This window comes from Alicyclobacillus acidocaldarius subsp. acidocaldarius Tc-4-1, from assembly GCF_000219875.1.
Taxonomy (GTDB): domain Bacteria; phylum Bacillota; class Bacilli; order Alicyclobacillales; family Alicyclobacillaceae; genus Alicyclobacillus; species Alicyclobacillus acidocaldarius_A.
On the sequence record NC_017167.1, the window covers coordinates 1,346,235 to 1,364,063 of the forward strand.

At 63.7% G+C, this 17,829-nt stretch carries 18 protein-coding genes; 17 read left to right on the forward strand and 1 reads right to left on the reverse strand.

All coding sequences use genetic code 11. The features are described 5' to 3' along the window. Nucleotides 1-3 precede the first annotated feature (3 nt). The gene (typA, locus tag TC41_RS06320) at nt 4-1,833 is read right to left on the reverse strand and encodes a translational GTPase TypA (RefSeq protein WP_041695125.1); all 1,830 of its coding nucleotides are present in this window, start codon (nt 1,831-1,833) and stop codon (nt 4-6) included. A gap of 238 nt (nt 1,834-2,071) precedes the next feature. Between typA and rimP the strand changes: the two genes are divergently transcribed. The 17 genes from rimP (at nt 2,072) to TC41_RS06400 (ending at nt 17,814) form a co-directional block, all read left to right on the forward strand. Next, the gene (gene rimP / locus TC41_RS06325; RefSeq protein WP_012810774.1) at nt 2,072-2,545 is read left to right on the forward strand and encodes a ribosome maturation factor RimP; all 474 of its coding nucleotides are present in this window, start codon (nt 2,072-2,074) and stop codon (nt 2,543-2,545) included. A 43-nt stretch (nt 2,546-2,588) separates the two neighbouring features. Then, complete coding sequence (nusA, locus tag TC41_RS06330) at nt 2,589-3,710, forward strand: transcription termination factor NusA (RefSeq protein WP_014464184.1); 1,122 nt, start codon at nt 2,589-2,591, stop codon at nt 3,708-3,710. A gap of 16 nt (nt 3,711-3,726) precedes the next feature. Continuing rightward, entirely contained in the window at nt 3,727-4,008 is a 282-nt protein-coding gene (gene rnpM / locus TC41_RS06335) for an RNase P modulator RnpM (protein WP_014464185.1), read from the forward strand. Beyond that, nucleotides 3,998-4,447, forward strand: a complete 450-nt coding sequence (locus TC41_RS15730; RefSeq protein WP_237700047.1) for a L7Ae/L30e/S12e/Gadd45 family ribosomal protein — start codon at nt 3,998-4,000, stop codon at nt 4,445-4,447. Before rnpM ends, TC41_RS15730 begins: the two co-directional genes overlap by 11 nt. After that, the gene (infB, locus tag TC41_RS06340) at nt 4,362-6,917 is read left to right on the forward strand and encodes a translation initiation factor IF-2 (protein WP_237700099.1); all 2,556 of its coding nucleotides are present in this window, start codon (nt 4,362-4,364) and stop codon (nt 6,915-6,917) included. The genes TC41_RS15730 and infB overlap by 86 nt, the downstream gene beginning before the upstream one ends. 28 nt (nt 6,918-6,945) lie before the next feature. Beyond that, nucleotides 6,946-7,302 (forward strand): 30S ribosome-binding factor RbfA, encoded by a 357-nt coding sequence (gene rbfA, locus TC41_RS06345; RefSeq protein WP_014464187.1) that lies wholly within the window; start codon nt 6,946-6,948, stop codon nt 7,300-7,302. Between the two features lie 21 nt (nt 7,303-7,323). Further along, a complete protein-coding gene (locus tag TC41_RS06350) occupies nt 7,324-8,343 on the forward strand; it encodes a DHH family phosphoesterase (RefSeq protein WP_014464188.1) in 1,020 nt (339 codons plus the stop codon). Continuing rightward, entirely contained in the window at nt 8,331-9,239 is a 909-nt protein-coding gene (gene truB, locus TC41_RS06355) for a tRNA pseudouridine(55) synthase TruB (protein ID WP_014464189.1), read from the forward strand. The genes TC41_RS06350 and truB overlap by 13 nt, the downstream gene beginning before the upstream one ends. Nucleotides 9,240-9,243: 4 nt before the next feature. Beyond that, the gene (locus TC41_RS06360; protein ID WP_014464190.1) at nt 9,244-10,221 is read left to right on the forward strand and encodes a bifunctional riboflavin kinase/FAD synthetase; all 978 of its coding nucleotides are present in this window, start codon (nt 9,244-9,246) and stop codon (nt 10,219-10,221) included. Nucleotides 10,222-10,238: 17 nt separating this feature from the next. Continuing rightward, complete coding sequence (locus TC41_RS15735) at nt 10,239-10,625, forward strand: gamma-glutamylcyclotransferase family protein (RefSeq protein WP_041695127.1); 387 nt, start codon at nt 10,239-10,241, stop codon at nt 10,623-10,625. A 155-nt stretch (nt 10,626-10,780) separates the two neighbouring features. Beyond that, a complete protein-coding gene (rpsO, locus tag TC41_RS06370) occupies nt 10,781-11,047 on the forward strand; it encodes a 30S ribosomal protein S15 (protein ID WP_008339940.1) in 267 nt (88 codons plus the stop codon). A 110-nt stretch (nt 11,048-11,157) separates the two neighbouring features. Further along, a complete protein-coding gene (locus TC41_RS06375) occupies nt 11,158-13,365 on the forward strand; it encodes a polyribonucleotide nucleotidyltransferase (protein WP_014464192.1) in 2,208 nt (735 codons plus the stop codon). Nucleotides 13,366-13,425: 60 nt separating this feature from the next. Next, on the forward strand, nt 13,426-14,388 hold the full coding sequence (locus tag TC41_RS06380; RefSeq protein ID WP_041695128.1) for a polysaccharide deacetylase family protein: 963 nt from the start codon (nt 13,426-13,428) through the stop codon (nt 14,386-14,388). Between the two features lie 50 nt (nt 14,389-14,438). Then, a complete protein-coding gene (locus TC41_RS06385) occupies nt 14,439-15,704 on the forward strand; it encodes a M16 family metallopeptidase (protein ID WP_148260135.1) in 1,266 nt (421 codons plus the stop codon). Nucleotides 15,705-15,718: 14 nt separating this feature from the next. Beyond that, the gene (gene dut, locus TC41_RS06390; protein WP_041695129.1) at nt 15,719-16,168 is read left to right on the forward strand and encodes a dUTP diphosphatase; all 450 of its coding nucleotides are present in this window, start codon (nt 15,719-15,721) and stop codon (nt 16,166-16,168) included. Nucleotides 16,169-16,279: 111 nt separating this feature from the next. After that, a complete protein-coding gene (gene dpsA, locus TC41_RS06395; protein ID WP_014464196.1) occupies nt 16,280-17,221 on the forward strand; it encodes a dipicolinate synthase subunit DpsA in 942 nt (313 codons plus the stop codon). Continuing rightward, entirely contained in the window at nt 17,212-17,814 is a 603-nt protein-coding gene (locus TC41_RS06400; protein ID WP_014464197.1) for a dipicolinate synthase subunit B, read from the forward strand. The genes dpsA and TC41_RS06400 overlap by 10 nt, the downstream gene beginning before the upstream one ends. The last annotated feature ends 15 nt before the right edge of the window (nt 17,815-17,829 follow it).

Genomic DNA, 17,829 nt, shown 5'->3' on the forward strand with positions numbered 1-17,829 from the left:
AGGTCACGCCTGGCGCCGCTTCACCTTTTCTCGCTCGCTTTTGTTGAGGATTTTCTTCCGAAGCCGAATGGACTGCGGCGTGACCTCGCACAGCTCGTCCTCCTCGATGTACGTGATGGCCTCTTCGAGGGACAAAAGGCGCGGCGCCTTCAGCTTCACCGTCTCCTCTTTGGTCGAGGATCGGATATTGGTCTGATGCTTTTCTTTGGTGACGTTGACGACGAGGTCGTTCTCGCGATTGTGCTCGCCGACAATCATGCCTTCATACACCGGCGTGCCGGGCGTGATGAACATCACCCCGCGGTCCTCGAGGTTGCTGATGGCGTACGCCGTCGCGAGTCCTGTTTCGCTCGCCACGAGCACGCCCTGCCGACGCGCCTGGATGGGTCCCCGCCATGGCGCGTACGCCTGAAAGCGGTGATGCATGATCCCGTAACCGCGGGTCATCGTAAGGAAGAGGGAGCGAAACCCGATGAGCCCTCGGGTGGGCACCTGGAAGACGAGCCTGACCATGCCGCCTTGGCCGAGTGGGTGCATGGCGACGAGTTCGCCCTTTCGCAGCCCGACTTCCGCAATCACGCTGCCGGACGCATCCTCGGGCACGTCGGCGACGAGTTCTTCGATGGGTTCGAGGCGCTCGCCCGCCTCTTCGCGCACGATCACGCGCGGCTTGGACACCGCGAGCTCGTAGCCCTCGCGCCGCAAGGTCTCGATGAGAATGGAGAGGTGAAGCTCTCCGCGGCTCTTGACAAGGAACGCGTCGGTGTCGTCGGTGTCCTCAACGTGCAGGCTGACGTCCGACTGCATCGCCAGGTACAGGCGGTCCCGCAGCTTACGGCTCGTCACGTGCTGTCCTTCGCGGCCCGCAAACGGGCTGTCGTTGACGTGAAACGTCATTTCGAGCGTCGGTTGGTCAATCTCGATGACCGGAAGCGGCTCGGGTCGATCCGGCGCGGCGAGCGTGTCCCCGACCGTGATGTCTGCAAGGCCGGCAATGGCCACGATGTCACCGGCGGATGCGGATTCGACCTCCACGCGCCCCAGACCTTGGTACACGAAGAGCTTCTGCACGCGCCCTTCGACCAGGTCGTCCGCCCCACGCAGACGCACCACGGCCTGCCCTTGGCGGATCTCGCCTCGGTGGACGCGCCCGATGCCGATGCGCCCGAGATACTCATCGTAATCAATGATGGTGACCTGCCACTGAAAGGGGCCTTTGGCGTCCACCTGCGGGCTCGGGATGTGGGCGACAATGGCGTCAAACAGCGGGCGCATATCGGTACCCAGGTTCATGGGATCGGTCGACGCGCGTCCTTCAAGCGCTGATGCATAAATCACTGGAAAGTCGAGCTGCTCCTCCGACGCGCCGAGGTCGATGAACAGCTCGAGCACTTCGTCGATCACGTCCGCGGGGCGCGCGTTCGGCCGATCCATCTTGTTGATGACCACAATCGGGACGAGATCGGCGGACAAGGCCTTGTCGAGGACGAAGCGCGTCTGTGGCATCACGCCCTCGAAGGCGTCTACCACGAGGAGCACGCCGTCCACCATGCGGAGGATGCGTTCGACCTCGCCGCCGAAGTCGGCGTGACCCGGCGTATCCACGATGTTGATGCGGTACGACTCGTACGGGATGGCCGTCGCCTTCGCGAGAATCGTAATTCCTCGTTCGCGCTCAAGGTCATTGTAGTCAAGCGCCCGCTCCGCGATGTGTTGGTTGTCGCGGAAGAGGCCGGATTGGCGAAGCATTTGATCGACAAGGCTGGTCTTGCCGTGATCGACGTGAGCGACAATCGCCACGTTTCGCAATCGATCGGGCGTAATGGTACGCATGACGTCCTCCTTTGCGCGGTTGCGGTAATCACGATAACACGTCGTTTCGCCCAAGACAACGAAGGATGGCGCCTCACGTTGCGAAATCCAGACGGCAGTGATATACTGGCTCCGTCAGGCTTCGTATACCGTGTGCGGACAAGAGTGGGGCCCCCCCACTCTTTGATTTATGCTCGGCACTTTTTGGCGTACGCGAGGCGAGGAATGGAGACACAAGCGGCATGTGGGAGGATGACGCGTGACGAGAGATCGCGTGACCGAAATCGTTGAACGCTTGGTGCTGCCCATCGTGGAGCGGGAAGCGGTCGAACTGGTGGACATCGAGTACACGAAGGAAGGGAAGAATTGGTATCTGCGCGTGTACATCGACAAGCCGGGCGGCGTCGACATCGACGACTGCAGCCGCGTGAGCGAGCAGTTGTCGGAGGAGCTCGACCGCGTGGACCCGATTCCGAACGCGTACTTCCTCGAAGTGTCTTCGCCCGGCGCGGAGCGGCCTCTCAAGAGGCCGGCGGACTTTGAGCGCGCTGTGGGCCGATACGTGCACGTGTCGCTGTACGAGCCGCTTATGGGAGCCAAGACGCACGAAGGGACGCTCGTTTCCTACGACGGGGAACGTTTGATCCTCGAGATCAAGCGCCGCTCTAAGACCGTCACGCTGGCAGTGCCCATGGAAAAGATTGCGCACGCGCGGCTGGCTCTGGAGTGGTGACCCGAACGCGCCTGAGATTTCGCGAAGGGGAGGTTCCCTAGTCATGAATGTGGATTTTCTGGAAGCTCTAGACCAACTGGCGCGCGAAAAGGGGATTGACAAGGAAGTTCTGCTCGAGGCGATTGAGGCGGCGCTGATTGCGAGCTACCGCCGCAACTTCCACTCGGCGGCAAACGTGCGCGTGGAGGTGAAACGCGACACTGGCGAGGTACACGTGTATGCGCGCAAGACCGTCGTCGAGGAACCGAAGGACACGCGCCTCGAGATCTCGCTCGACGCCGCGCGGGACATCAATCCAAGCTATCAAATCGGAGATGTCGTGGAAATTGAGGTCACCCCGCGCGACTTCGGGCGCATCGCCGCGCAGGCCGCCAAGCAGGTCGTCATGCAGCGTGTGAAGGAAGCCGAGCGGTCCGTCATTTACAGCAAATTCGCGGATCGCGAGGAAGAGGTCGTGAGCGGGACCATCAGTCGGCTCGAACCGCGCGTGGCGTATGTCGACCTCGGCGATACGGAGGCCATTCTGCCCCAATCGGAGCAGATGGCGTCTGACAAGCTTCAGGTCGGCAAGCGGTTGAAGGTCTTCATCGCGCGCGTGGAGCGCACGTCGAAGGGTCCGCAGATTGTGGTGTCCCGCACGCACCCGGGCCTGCTTCGCCGCTTATTTGAACTCGAGGTGCCAGAAATCTACGAGGGCATCGTGGAGATCAAGGCCGTGGCCCGCGAGGCGGGATCGCGTTCCAAAATCGCGGTTCATTCGCGCAATCCGGAAGTGGATCCCATCGGGGCGTGCGTTGGCGCACGGGGTTCGCGCGTTCAGGCGATTGTGAACGAATTGAACGGTGAAAAGGTCGACATCGTGGAGTGGAGCGAGGATCCGGCGACCTTCGTGGCGAATGCGCTGTCTCCCGCAAAGGTCATCGACGTGCACATCTACGAGGACGAGCGCGTGGCGCGGACGGTGGTCCCGGATTACCAGCTGTCCCTGGCGATTGGGAAGGAGGGACAGAACGCCCGGCTTGCCGCGCGGCTCACGGGCTGGAAGATCGACATCAAGAGCGAGTCGCAGATGGCCTCTCATTCACTTCTCGATCAGCTCGAGGACACGAACGAGGAAGAGCCCGAGTTCGCCACGCTGTCCGACGACTGGCTGAACGAACCCTGAACCGGGAGGGCGCCGCATGAATCGCGTGAGAAAGGTGCCGCTTCGCAAGTGCGTGGGTTGCCAGGAGATGAAGCCGAAGGCGGAACTCACGCGCATTGTGCGAACGCCAGAGGGAGACATCGTGCTGGATTCCACCGGGAAGCGGAATGGCCGAGGCGCGTATCTTTGCCCGTCTGAAGCGTGCCTCCATATCGCGGTGAAGCGCAGGGCGCTTGAACGGGCGTTGAAAGTGGCCATTCCGCAGGAGATCCATGAATCTCTCCGCCGCCAGCTGGTGGGAGACGGAGATGCGCACTGACAAGGAGAGCATCTTGGGGCTGCTCGGCTTGGCGCGCCGGGCTAGGGCCGTGATCGACGGCCAGAAGCGCGTGTTGGACGCGGTGAGAACGCGGCGAGCCCAATTGGTGATGATCGCGGTAGACGCGGGAGACAATGGCCGAAAGAAACTGATGGACAAGGCGGCGTCGTACGGCATTCAGGTCGTGTGTTTCGGGACCAAAGCGGAGATCGGTCGAGCCATTGGACGGGATACGTCCGGTGCCGTTGCCGTCGTGGAGCCTGGATTTGCGCGCGAGGTCTTGGCGCGGCTTGGGGAATTCCACGGAGGTGGAGCGTTTGACGAAGTTGAGAGTGTACGAGTACGCAAAGCAGATGAACATGTCGAGCAAGGAGATCTTGACCATCCTCAATCGGCTCGGCGTGCCCGTCGCGAATCACATGAGCGTGATGGACGATGAGATGATTCAAAAGGTCGAACAGTTCTTTGAAGACGTGAAGCGCCGTGCGGCGGAAAGGCGTGCACAGGAGATGGAGAAGGAATTGCGCGAGCGCCAGCAGAAGGCGAAGGCCGAAGCGCAGGCTGAGCAGGGCCAGAGCCGGGCGCAGGCGGCGCAGGCGAACGGGCCCAATCGCCACGCCCAAGGTCAGCGAGACGCGGATCCTGCAAGCACCGGCGCTCAGGCGAACCAGCCTCGGCGCGATCGCGACAGCCGGGATCGAGGCGGCGCACAGGGCCGCGGCCGGGATCGGCGGGAAGGAGCGCCAAACGGATCCGGGGATGCGCGGACCCGCTCGGATCGCCCCGCGGGCCAGCGGAACTCGAACGGCAGCTACGCGCGCAACGGTGGGCAAGGGCAAGGGGATAGGAATCGGGATCGAGGGAGCTACGCAGGCCGTCCTCAGGGACAGCAGGGTCACGGGGACCGCGCCAACGGGCGCGGGCGGGACGGCCAGCGTTCCGCGTCTGGCAACGGCGGCGGAGCTCGCTTCCCGCGCGCGCCGCGGCCGCCCCAGGTGGTGGCGGTGCAGGCGGCTCAGCAGAAGCCTGTTGCGCCGGGATCGCAGCGCAAGGAAAAGGAGCGCAAGGAACGCGAAGGGTATCAGCGCCACGAGGAGTTCAACGAGACCAAACTTCAGCGGGCGCCGAAGCGGCGCGCGGGTAAACAGGAGAAGCCACTGCCAACCGAGGTGACCGTCGAGGGGCCGATGACGGTCGGCGAGTTTGCCAAGCTTCTGCAGCGCGAGCCGGCGGAGATCATCAAGCGCCTGCTCATGCTCGGCGTGATGGCGACCATCAACCAGGACATCGACACGGACACGATGGAACTCATCGGTTCGGATCTCGGCGTCACCGTGCACGTGAAGGAGCCGGTCGACGAGGAGGCGCTCGAGCTCCTGGTGGAGCCGGATGATCCTTCGGAGCTCGTGCCGCGTCCGCCCGTGGTCACCATCATGGGCCACGTCGATCACGGCAAGACGACGCTATTGGACGCGTTGCGCGAAAGCCGCGTGGCTGCGGGCGAAGCCGGAGGCATCACGCAGCACATTGGCGCATATCAGGTCGAAATTGGCGGACGGCTCATCACGTTCCTGGATACGCCCGGACATGAGGCGTTCACGACCATGCGCGCCCGCGGTGCCCAGGTGACGGACGTCACCATCCTCGTCGTGGCGGCGGACGACGGCGTGATGCCGCAGACGGTGGAGGCCATTAACCATGCGAAGGCTGCGAACGTGCCCATCATTGTGGCCATCAACAAGATTGACAAGCCGGATGCCAATCCGGATCGCGTGAAGCAGGAGCTCGTGCAGTACGGCCTCGTCCCCGAGGAGTGGGGCGGTGACACGGTCTTCGTCGAGATCTCCGCGCTCAAGCGCTTGAACCTCGACACCCTGCTCGAGATGGTTCTGCTCGTCGCCGACATGCAGGATCTGAAGGCGAATCCGAATGCGCGCCCGCGCGGAACCGTGATCGAGGCGAAGCTCGATCGCGGCCGTGGTCCGGTGGCGACGGTGCTGGTGCAAAACGGCACGCTAAAGGTCGGCGACATCGTGATCGCCGGCACGACGTATGGTCGCGTCCGGGCGATGGTCAACGAGAACGGTCGGCGCCTGAAAGCCGCTCCGCCGTCGACGCCCGTGGAGATCCAGGGCCTCAACGGCGTGCCGCAGGCAGGCGACCAGTTTGTGGTGTACGATGACGAGAAGAGCGCCCGCGCCGTCGTGGAGCGCCGCCTCGAGCGGGAGCGGCAGCAGATGCAGGCGACCGCGCGCGTCACGCTGGACGATCTCTACCGTCAGATCAAGGAAGGCAACGTCGCCGAGTTGAACGTGATTGTGAAGGCGGACGTGCAGGGGTCGGTCGAGGCGCTGGTGCAGTCCATCGAGAAGATCAACGTGGAGGGCGTCCGAGTGCGGGTGATTCACAAGGGCGTCGGCGCCATCACGGAGTCCGACGTGCAGCTCGCCTCGGCGTCGAACGCCATCATCATCGGTTTCCACGTGCGTCCAGACGCGAACGCGCGGCGGGTCGCGGAACAGCAGAAGATCGATATCCGCCTGTACCGCGTGATCTACGACGCCATCGCGGAAATCGAGTCGGCCATGAAGGGCATGCTGGCGCCGGAGTACAAGGAGGTCATCGTCGGCCACGCGGAGGTGCGCGAGACGTTCAACATCTCGAAAGTCGGCACCGTCGCGGGATGTTATGTCACGGACGGTCGTATCCCGCGCGACGCAGATGTGCGCGTGGTGCGCGATGGCGTCGTGATTTACGAGGGCAAGCTGTCGTCTCTCCGCCGCTTTAAGGACGACGTGCGCGAGGTGGCGGCAGGCTACGAATGCGGCATGACCATCGAGAAGTTCAACGACATCAAGGTGGGCGACGTGATCGAGGCGTTCACGATGGAAGAGGTCGCGCGGGTGTGACGAGGAACGCCGTGGAGGTGCGTGAACGTTGACGCGGATTCGGGCACAGAAAGTCGCCGAACAGATGAAGAAGGAACTCGCGGATCTCCTTCAGCACGAGCTGAAGGATCCGCGGATTGGCTTTGTGACCATCACGCGCGTGGAGGTCTCGGGCGACCTCCAGCACGCCAAGATCTACGTGAGCGTGTACGGCAGCGGAGCGGAAAAGGAGGCCACGCTCAGCGTGCTGACCAAGGCGGCTGGGTTTCTCCGAGGCGAGATCGCGCGCAGGCTGCATATGCGTATGGCGCCGGAGCTCGTGTTTCGGCTTGACGAGTCCGGCGAATACAGCGAGCGCATTGAACAGGTGCTGAAGTCGCTCAAAGAACATGAAACGAACGATTGAGCGCCCGAGGGGAGTCAGGGGATGACGAGTTGGCAGCCCGAGCCACGGGACAAGGACGCCATCGCGCGCGCCGCAGAGGCGCTTCGAACCCTCGATGACTGGTTGATTGTCACGCACGAGCGTCCAGACGGGGATGCGCTGGGGAGCGCGCTTGCGGTGGCGCACATGCTGGATGCGCTCGGCAAGCGGTACGCCATCGCGGCCGGCGAGGCATTGCCCCCGCGGTTCCGCTTCCTGCCTATGTACGATCGCATTCAATCCATCGACCATCTGGTTCCACGCCAGTTTCAGCACATCGTCGCGGTCGACTGCGCGGATGAACAGCGGTTTGCGCCGGTCGCGCCGCTCCTCGCGCAGGATCGGTTTGTCGTGAACATCGATCACCACCAGACGAACCCCCGCTACGGGCGGGTGGCGTGCGTGGATCCGTTAGCGGCCGCGACTTGCGAGGTCCTGTATCACGTGGCGAGGGCGCTCGACGTGCCGCTCGCCGTCGATCTCGCCAAGTGCCTGTACACGGGCATCTTGACGGACACGGGCGGCTTCAGCTACCCCAACACGACGCGCGAGGTGCACCAGATTGCCGCGGAACTCTTGGCGAGCGGGGTCCAGCCGTACGACATCGCCGAGCCCGCCCTCGAGGCGCGGACGCTCGAGCAGATGAGGCTTCTCCAGATTGCGCTGCGAGAGATGACCATCGCGCCCGACGGGCAGTACGCGTTCATCCTCGTCAGCCAGGCGATGCTCGCGTCGTGCAATGCCAGCGAGGACGACGTCGAGGGCCTCGTCGCGTTCGCGCGATCCGTCGAGACCGTCGAGGTAGGTGTCCTACTGCGGGAGCGGCCGGACGGGCTCGTGAAGGCGAGTCTCCGCTCCAAGCGGCGTGTGGACGTGGCGGCCATTGCCCAGCGGTTCGGCGGGGGCGGACACGCCCGTGCCGCCGGGTGCGTCCTCGAAGGCCCGTTGGAGGAGGCGAAGCAGGCCGTGGAGGCGGCCGTGATCGCGGCCCTGAAGGAAGTGGATGAAGCGTGCAAGCGTTAGACGGCGTCCTGCTCATCGATAAGCCTAAGGGAATGACGTCCCATGACGTGGTCCATCGCGTCCGCCGCAAGCTCGGCGTGCGGCGCGTCGGGCACGCGGGCACGCTCGACCCGATGGCGACGGGCCTTTTGATGATCTGCGTCGGCCGCGTCACCCGCCTTCTCGAATACCTCGGCCAGGGCGACAAGGAGTACTGCGGCACGGTAGTGTTCGGCGTCGGCACGGACACCGACGACGCGGAGGGCACCGTCGTGGCGCAGGCGCAGGCCACGGGTCTGGATCTCGCCGCCGTGCGCGAGGCCGCGGCCCGGCTCACCGGCGAAATTCGGCAGCGGCCGCCCGCATACTCCGCGATTCACATCGACGGTCGCCGGGCTTACGATCTCGCTCGCCAGGGCAAGAAGGTGGAAATCCCAGAGCGGACCGTTCACGTTCGAACCTTGACCCTCGACGAGTTCCATCACGAGGGCGAACTCGCTGTGGCCCGCTTTCACGTCCGCTGCTCGAAAGGCACTTACGTCCGGGCCCTGTGCCGCGATCTCGGCGCGCTCGTCGGTGTGCCCGCACACATGCGCTCGCTTCGCCGGCTCGCCATCGGCTGCGCGCGCGTCGAGGACGCCATTCCTCTCGACGACTGGATGGCTTCGGCGAATCCCGCCTCGCACCTACGCGATCCGCTCCTGTACCTCGAGGACCTGCCAATGTGGCACCCCCCGCGCGAGGTGCTGGAGCGCCTTGCGAACGGCCAGACGGTCGAGGTGGGCGACGCGCTGTCGCTCTCGCCTGGCGATCTCGTCCTCGTGATACACGCCGGCGCCGTGGCCGCCGTCGGTGAAGTCGTCGATCGCCAGCCGGCCGCGGTCCGGCCGAAGAAGGTGTTTTGGAAGAGGGGATGAGTCCGTGGAATTCATCGTCATGGAGGGAAAGGCGCCCACATCGCCCGCGCCGCAGGTTTTAGCGATCGGGAAATTCGACGGCGTGCACTTGGGTCACCGCGCCATCGTGAACGCCGCGCGAGGGCTGTTGACCCCGGACGAGCGCCTCGCCGTGATGAGCTTTGAGCCGCATCCGACATTTGCGTTGACGGGCAACCCGGAGTACGCCAGATGGCTCACCCCTCGCCCCGAGCGCGTCCGGATCTTCGCCGAACTTGGTGTCGACGCGTTCTACATCGCCCGCTTCGATCGCGCGTTTCAGCAACTGGAACCTGTGGCCTTCGTCGACGGGTATCTCGTGCCCTTGCGCGTGCGGCACGTCGTGGTGGGGCCCGATTTCCGCTTTGGACGGGGTGGACAAGGGACCGTTGACCTTCTGCGCGAACTCGGGCGAGAACGGGGCTTCGACGTGAAGGTGGTCCAGCCGGTGGAAGAGCACGGCCACAAAATCTCAAGTTCTCGCATTCGCGAGCACCTGCGCGAGGGGCGCGTCGAGGCAGCTCAAGCACTGCTCGGCAGGCCGTACATCATCGCCGGTGAGGTCGTCCACGGGGACAAGCGCGGCCGCACCATCGGATTTCCCACGGCAAATCTGGGTGGCATCGACGAGTACGTCTTGCCGAAGGCCGGGGTATACGCCGCGTTTGTCGAAGTGGAAGAGGGGCCTCACCTCTGTTCCGGCCACGCGTTCGGCGTGCTGAACGCGGGATACCGCCCGACGGTCGACGGACGCGCCTTTCAGCTCGAAGTGCACGTGCTCGATTTCGACGGCGACCTGTACGGGAAGACGCTCCGCGTCTCGTTTCTCCGCCGGATCCGCGACGAGATGAAGTTTGCCAGCCTCGAGGCCTTGCGCGCTCAAATCGCTCGTGACTGTGAGCTGGCTCGCGCGCTGGTCGGCCTCTCCAGCGGCGCGCAGTCGGGGCGACCGGTGTCGACCTGAGGGCGGGATGGGCAGACATGGCGCATCATACGGTGTTCGTCTATGGCACATTGCGCCGAGGGCAGCCTAATCGCGTCGTCATGCGACCCCACCTGGTGCGCGATCTCGGCCCAGGCCGCATCCGCGGCGTCCTGTACGACTGGGGATCGTATCCAGCCGCGACCCTCGACGAGGACGGCGTGATCGCCGGGGAGTGGGTGGTCGTCACCGACGAGGGAATGCACGCCCTGGATGCGTTGGAAGACTACCCTCATCTGTATACGCGGACCATCGTATCGGATGAGGTGCGCGACCTTCGCGGGTGGGTCTACTGCATGCCTGCGGAGCAGGCGAGGCGCGGCGGGCCGCGCATCGCGGGTGGCGACTGGGTGGCTCACGTGGCGAGACGCCACGGCCCTCGTTGATGGCGGACCGCATCGCGGGGCACGGCGTGACTGGCATTCGCATGGATACTGTGGTATAGTGTTGACCGTGTGCGCAACACGATGAACTGCACCGCGGATCAGGAACCTCCGGCCTGTTCTTCGATGCAGCGATTCCATGTTCAAGGAGGATCATCATGCTCGAAGCGGACAAGAAGAAGGAAATTATTGCGAAATATCAGTTGCATGATCTCGACACGGGTTCGCCGGAAGTGCAGATTGCGCTTCTGACGGAGCGCATCAATTCGCTGACGGAGCACTTCCGCGTTCACAAGAAGGACCATCACTCGCGCCGCGGCCTTTACAAACTGATTGGCCGCCGCCGCAACCTGTTGAACTACTTGCGGAAGAAGGACATCAACCGGTACCGGCAGTTGATTGAATCCCTCGGATTGCGCCACTGAGACGAGGCGGGCTTCGGCCCGCTTCTTTTGCATGTGGCGTGGAACCCCCGTTTGTACATAGGAAGGCACGCGGCATCCGGCCGCTTGAGAGGGTAGGAGGTAGGAGATCCATGGTGGTTCGCCATGAGTTTGAAGTGGCGGGCCGGCGTTTTGTCCTGGAGACTGGGAAACTGGCTCGACAGGCGACGGCGGCGGTCCACGTTCAGTACGGTGAAACGGTGGTGTTGGCCACAGTCACCGCTTCCAAAGAGCCGAAGGAGCTCGACTTTTTCCCGCTCACCGTGAACTACGAAGAACGACTTTACGCGGTCGGGAAAATTCCCGGCGGCTTCATCAAGCGCGAGGGGCGGCCGAGTGAGCACGCGATTCTCGCGTCGCGCCTCATTGACCGCCCCATCCGGCCGCTGTTTCCAGAAGGATTCCGCAACGACGTGCAGATCGTCGATCTCGTCCTCTCCGTCGACCAAGACTGTGCGCCGGAAATCGCGGCGATGATCGGAACATCGGCGTCGCTCACCATTTCGGACATTCCCTTTAACGGGCCCATCGGCGGCGTCATTGTGGGGCTCGTGGATGGACAATTTGTCATCAACCCCACCGTCGAACAGTCCGAAAAGAGCGACCTGCATCTCGTCGTCGCCGGCACGAAAGACGCCATCGTGATGGTGGAGGCAGGAGCCAACCAAGTGCCGGAAGAGATTGTGCTCGAGGCCATCCTGTATGGTCACCAGGTCATTCAGACCATCTGCGACGAGATCAACGCGTTTGCGGCAAAGGTCGGCGTCAAGAAGCGCGAGGTCGAACTGCACAAGGTGGATCCGGAGCTGGAGGCCGCAGTGCGCGCGTACGCCACGGAGAAAGTGAGCGTGGCGGTTCGGAATCCGGACAAGCTCGCGCGCGAAGAGGCGCTCGCGAATCTGAACGCCGAAGTCCTAGAGCACTTCAAGGAGACGTTCCCCGAGAAGGAGGCGGACATCGCCGAGGTCATGCACACCATCCTCAAGGAGCGGGTGCGCGAGGCCATTCTGCGGGAAGGCATCCGCCCAGACGGCCGGCGCCTAGACGAAATTCGCCCCATCTCGTGCGAGGTGGGCCTTTTGCCGAGGACGCACGGATCGGCGCTGTTCACGCGCGGTCAGACGCAGGCGCTGTCGGTGTGCACCCTGGGTTCCATGGGCGATGAGCAGTTGCTTGACGGGCTCGAGATAGAGAAGTCCAACCGATACATGCACCATTACAACTTCCCGCCGTTTAGCGTCGGGGAGGCGAAGCCGTTGCGCGCGCCGAGCCGGCGGGACATCGGCCACGGGGCGCTCGGCGAGCGCGCGCTCGATCCCGTCATTCCCTCGCCCGAGGAGTTTCCGTACGCCATCCGCGTGGTATCGGAGATCCTCGAGTCGAACGGTTCCACGTCCCAGGCGAGCATCTGCGGCAGCACCATGGCGCTGATGGACGCGGGTGTGCCCATCAAGGCGCCAGTGGCCGGGATCGCGATGGGACTTGTAAAGGAAGGCGATCAGGTCGCCATTTTGAGCGACATCCAGGGCATCGAGGATCATCTGGGCGACATGGATTTCAAAGTCGCCGGCACGGAGCGGGGCGTGACTGCGCTGCAGATGGACATCAAGATCAGCGGCATTGACCGGTCCATTCTGGAGCGCGCGTTGAAGCAGGCGCGCGAAGGTCGGATGTACATCTTGAGCAAGATGATGGAGGCCATTTCCGAGCCCCGCGCTGACCTGTCGAAATTCGCGCCGAGGGTCATCACGGTCAAGATCCATCCCGATAAAATCCGCGATGTCATCGGCCCGGGTGGGCGCGTGATCAACAAAATCATCGAGGAGACGGGCGTCAAAATCGACATCGAGCAAGACGGCCGCGTGTACATTCACAGCACCGACGCCGAGCAGGCGAATCGGGCCCGGGAGATGGTCGAGAACATCGTCCGCGACGTCGAGATCGGTGCCACGTACACGGGGAAAGTCACCCGCGTCGAGAAGTACGGGGCGTTTGTTGAGATTCTCCCTGGCAAAGAGGGGCTTGTGCATATCTCGCAGCTCGACCTGAACCGCGTTGCGAAGGTGGAGGACGTCTGCCAGGTCGGCGACACGCTCACGGTGAAGGTCACCGAGATCGACAACCAGGGTCGAATCAACCTATCGCGCAAAGAGGTGTTGAAGGCCATGCAGCCGCCTGCACCGCCTCAGCCGCCGCGTCCGTCGAGCGGTCCGGGGCGCGGTCCGCAGGGCGGACATGGGCGGCGGGATCACGGCCACAGCGCCGGGCCGAAGGCTGCGCCAAGAAGGACCCATCCGTGATTGACCCCTCGCTTGTGGAGGCATCCTAATCCGCGTGGAATGCGGATGGAGGGATGCCTGATGAAGCCAAGGCAGATGGCCCTTAGTGTATGCGCGGGTGCATGCATTTGGACGTTCGGCGCCTTGTTCTGGACACGCGCGGACGTTGCACCCCAACCGGCGCCCGCCTCGTCGGTGCGCGTGTGGGAGGAGGTGAGCCGCGCGTGGGCGAATCCTCCTGTGGATGCCCGGCGAGACCGCGTGTGGCACAACATTCCGGGCCTGTCCGGCTTTTCCCTCGATGCGGCGGCGAGCGAGCGTGAGACGGCGCGGTTCCACGACGGCGCGCTTCACCTCGTGTGGCGGGTGGTGCCGCCGAAGGTGCGGCTCCGGGACCTCCCGCCTGATGTGATCTATCGCGGTCCGAGGGAGGAAAAGTCTGTCGCCCTCATGGTGAACGTGTCCTGGGGCGAGGCGTACGTTCCGAGGATGCTTCAGATCTTGCGGGACGCGCACGTGAAGGCGACGTTCTTTGTCGACGGCGCCTGGGCGAAGAAGTTTCCCCATCTCGTCCGCGCCATGGCTCGAGACGGGCACGCCGTGGAATCCCACGGATACGGACACCCGGACTTTCGGCGGCTGAACGACGCGAAGCTGGCGGCGCAGATCGACGAAACGAACCGAATACTCGCGGCCATCACGGGCAGAGCGCCGCGGCTCATCGCGCCGCCCGCCGGCTCGTACAATGCTCGCCTCGCGCCGCTTGCAAAGTCGCGCGGCATGTACGTCATCCTGTGGACGGCGGACACCGTGGACTGGAGGAACCCGCCTCCCTCCGACATTGTGGCGCGGGTGCAGCGGGGGGCAGAGCCAGGCGCGCTCGTGCTTATGCACCCGACGGCGTCGACCGTCGAGGCGCTCCCAGCGGTCATCCGCTGGCTCGAGGCGCGTGGGTACCGGATGAAGACAGTGGAAGACGTGATCGATGAGCGGCCGGCCGTGACACCGCCCACGGTCCTGGCGCGGGAGACCATCCGCTCATGAAGGCGCGGCGCCGTGCGACGGCGTCATCAGCGATGTAGGAGGCCATGCGGTTGACATACCGAACCACATTGAGAAACGGGATTCGCGTGGTGGGGGAAGAGATGTCCTCCATCCGCTCGGTGAGCTTGGGGATCTGGGTGGAAACCGGATCTCGCTATGAATCCCAGAGCGAGAACGGCATCAGCCACTTTCTTGAACATATGTTTTTCAAAGGGACGTCGCGCCACTCCGCCAAGGAATTGGCGCATTTGTTTGACGATCTCGGCGGCCAGGTGAACGCGTTCACCGCGAAGGAGTTCACGTGCTTTTACGCGCGCGTGCTCGATGAGCATTTCTCCATTGCGCTCGAAACCCTGGCCGAGATGCTCACGGATTCGCGCTTCGCGCCTGAAGAGATGGAAAAGGAAAAGCGCGTCGTGATCGAGGAGATCCGCATGTACGAGGACACGCCGGACGAGCTCGTCATGGATCTGATTGCGCGCGGCGTCTATGGGGAGCATCCGCTGGGGTACGCCATTCTCGGCCGTGACGAAAATCTGCTCCGGTTTTCGCGGGAGGACCTCGTCCGGTACGTGAACCGGCACTACCGGCCGGAGCGCATGGTGGTTTCGGTCGCGGGGCATGTCCCCGAGGATGTGGTGATTCGCGAAGTGGAGCGCGTCTTTGGCGGGTTGAGCAAAGGCGCGGATGGCGCCCCGGCGTTAGTCCCCCCGCCTTTCCACAAGACCGTGACAACCGAAGATAAGGACATCGAGCAGGTGCACATCTGTTTGGCGGCGCCGGGGTATCCGGCCGGATCGCGCGAATTGTACCCACTGCTTCTGTTGAACAACGTGCTCGGAGGTACGCAATCCTCCCGCTTGTTTCAGGAAATTCGGGAGGAGCGCGGGATGGCCTACTCTGTGTACTCCTTTCACACGGGCTACCGCGATGCGGGCATGTTCGGCATTTACGTGGGCACCTCGCCAGAGACGGCCGAGGAGGTCCTGGCGCTCGTTCAACAGGTCACGGCGCGCATGTGGCAAGAGCCCATTTCTCGCGACGAGCTCGAAAAAGCCAAGCGACAGGTGAAAGGGGCGCTCATGCTTGGGCTCGAGAGCTCAGGGAGCCGGATGAGCCGGCTGGCGAAAAAGGAGATTCTGCTCGGCCGCGAGGTCCCGCTCGAGGAGACCCTCGCGGGCATTGATGCGGTTGCGCCCGAGGACATCCAGCGCGTTGCCGAGGACGTCTTGAGCCACGGGTTCGCGCTCGCGGCTGTTGGGCCGCTCGCCGAGTTCGCGTTCGATCGCGCCGCAAAGGTGTGTGTATCGTCATGATGGAGGGGTGGGAGATGGAGGTCAAAGTCCAAATCGTGTCGCCCCTCCTCACCCCTGACGATCTCCCTCAGTACGCCACGGAGGGCTCCGCTGGGATGGATTTGCGCGCTTGCCTGGAAGCACCCCGGGTCGTGCGGCCGGGCGAGATTGTACCCGTGCCAACGGGCCTCGCCATTCAACTGCCGCGACGGGACGCGGTCGCCCTCGTATACGCGCGAAGTGGGCTCGCAGCCAAACACGGCATCGCGCTCGCGAATGGCGTCGGGGTCATCGACAGTGACTATACGGGCGAGATCGTCGTTCCGCTTCACCACCTCGGCGCGCAGGAGTTTGTCCTGCAACCGAAGGAGCGCATCGCTCAGCTCGTCATTGCGCCCATCTATGTGGCGCGCCTTGTGGCGGTCGACCATCTCGGCGCCACGGCGCGCGGCGCTGGCGGATTTGGATCGACGGGGCGGGTGTGATCTCTCACCTCGACAACTCCATATCGAGGAGGGCCAGGTAGGAGGCTCAGGTGTCAGCGGGCACCTGGGCCTCATTTCGTGCGCACCCCTCGTGGGCGGGCGTCATAAGCTATGGCGCATGCCAATGGCGAGGTGACCTCGATGCTCACTGGGAAACACCTGGTCTTCGTCGGCGGTGACAGGCGTCAGTTGGAAGTCATCGCGCAGATCACCGACAACGACGCGAGCGCCACGCTCATCGGCTTCTCGGAACTCGGGCGGACGTTTGCCGACACGACATTTGCCGAGCCGAGTGAGGCGGTGTTTGCGCAGGCGGACGCGCTCGTGCTGCCCGTCGCGGGCATGGAGGACGACGGGCGCGTCGATACCGCTTTCGCGCCGCAGCCCGTGGAATTGAAAGAGTCCCATTTTCAGGCCATGCGGCCCGGCACCTTCGTCTTCACGGGCATCGCGCATCGCGTGCTCACGGAGTGGTGCGAACGATACTCGCTCCGCCTGGTGAAGTTGATGGAGCTCGACGACGTGGCGATTTTGAATTCGATTCCCACTGCCGAAGGGGCCATTGCCATCGCGATGCAAGAGACAGACATCACGCTGCACGGCGCCAAGACCGTCGTTCTCGGCTTCGGGCGGTGTGGCCAAACCCTCGCGCACAAGTTGCACGCCATGGGGGCCGTCGTCCACGTGTGCGCGTCGGACCCGCGCGATCTCGCCCGGATCCACGAGCAGTCGCTCACCCCTGTACCCCTGAAACACATTGAGCATGCCGTGCACGACGCGGATATCGTGTTCAACACCATTCCAGCCATGGTGCTGCCGGCGGCCGTGCTCAAGCGAATGCGGCGGGAAGCGGTGATCATCGATATCGCGTCCAAGCCCGGCGGCACGGACTTTCGGTACGCCGAGCGGCGAGGCATCAAGGCCATTCTCACGCCGAGTCTGCCGGGACTTGTCGCGCCGCGGACGGCCGGGCGGATCATCGCGGCATCCATCACGCGCATGTTGGCAGACGACGACGAGCCGGAGTTCGAGGAGGAAGAGCTATGGATCTGAGCGGAAAGACTATCGGCTTTGGCGTGACCGGGAGTCATTGCACTTACGAAGAGATATTCCCAGAAGTCAAGCGTCTGTGCGATCTCGGCGCGCGCGTCATTCCTGTATTTTCCCACCACGTGATGCACACCGATACGAGGTTTGGCAAGGCGGGAGAGTGGGCTCGGAAAATTGAAGAAGTCACGGGCAACCAGGCCATCACCACGATTCCGGAGGCCGAGCCTCTCGGGCCGTCCAAGGCGCTCGACGCCTTCGTCATCGCGCCTTGCACGGCCAGCACCTTGAGCAGGTTCGCGCATGCCAACACCGACTCCCCGGTCCTGATGGCGGCCAAGGCCACCCTGCGCAACGGCCGGCCTGTCGTGGTTGCCATCTCCACCAATGATGGGCTAGGCTTGAGCTTGTACAACATCGCGACGCTCATGAACGCGAAGAACATCTATTTTGTGCCGTTTGGCCAGGATGCGCCGCATGTTAAAATGAACTCGCTTGTTGCGCTCATGCGGTTGATTCCTGATACCGTCGCGGCTGCGCTCGAAGGGCGCCAACTCCAGCCGGTGCTCATCGAACGCTGGCGCGAAGATAGGCCTTGAGCGCGGATTCTGGGA

Excerpts from the sequence above, each read along its gene's own strand:
- typA (WP_041695125.1), bottom strand. The coding sequence starts at position 1,833 with ATGCGTACCATTACGCCCGATCGATTGCGAAACGTGGCGATTGTCGCT.
- nusA (WP_014464184.1), top strand. The coding sequence starts at position 2,589 with ATGAATGTGGATTTTCTGGAAGCTCTAGACCAACTGGCGCGCGAAAAG.
- rnpM (WP_014464185.1), top strand. The coding sequence starts at position 3,727 with ATGAATCGCGTGAGAAAGGTGCCGCTTCGCAAGTGCGTGGGTTGCCAG.
- TC41_RS15730 (WP_237700047.1), top strand. The coding sequence starts at position 3,998 with ATGCGCACTGACAAGGAGAGCATCTTGGGGCTGCTCGGCTTGGCGCGC.
- infB (WP_237700099.1), top strand. The coding sequence starts at position 4,362 with ATGAACATGTCGAGCAAGGAGATCTTGACCATCCTCAATCGGCTCGGC.
- TC41_RS06350 (WP_014464188.1), top strand. The coding sequence starts at position 7,324 with ATGACGAGTTGGCAGCCCGAGCCACGGGACAAGGACGCCATCGCGCGC.
- TC41_RS15735 (WP_041695127.1), top strand. The coding sequence starts at position 10,239 with ATGGCGCATCATACGGTGTTCGTCTATGGCACATTGCGCCGAGGGCAG.
- rpsO (WP_008339940.1), top strand. The coding sequence starts at position 10,781 with ATGCTCGAAGCGGACAAGAAGAAGGAAATTATTGCGAAATATCAGTTG.
- TC41_RS06375 (WP_014464192.1), top strand. The coding sequence starts at position 11,158 with ATGGTGGTTCGCCATGAGTTTGAAGTGGCGGGCCGGCGTTTTGTCCTG.
- TC41_RS06380 (WP_041695128.1), top strand. The coding sequence starts at position 13,426 with ATGAAGCCAAGGCAGATGGCCCTTAGTGTATGCGCGGGTGCATGCATT.
- dut (WP_041695129.1), top strand. The coding sequence starts at position 15,719 with ATGGAGGTCAAAGTCCAAATCGTGTCGCCCCTCCTCACCCCTGACGAT.
- dpsA (WP_014464196.1), top strand. The coding sequence starts at position 16,280 with ATGGCGCATGCCAATGGCGAGGTGACCTCGATGCTCACTGGGAAACAC.
- TC41_RS06400 (WP_014464197.1), top strand. The coding sequence starts at position 17,212 with ATGGATCTGAGCGGAAAGACTATCGGCTTTGGCGTGACCGGGAGTCAT.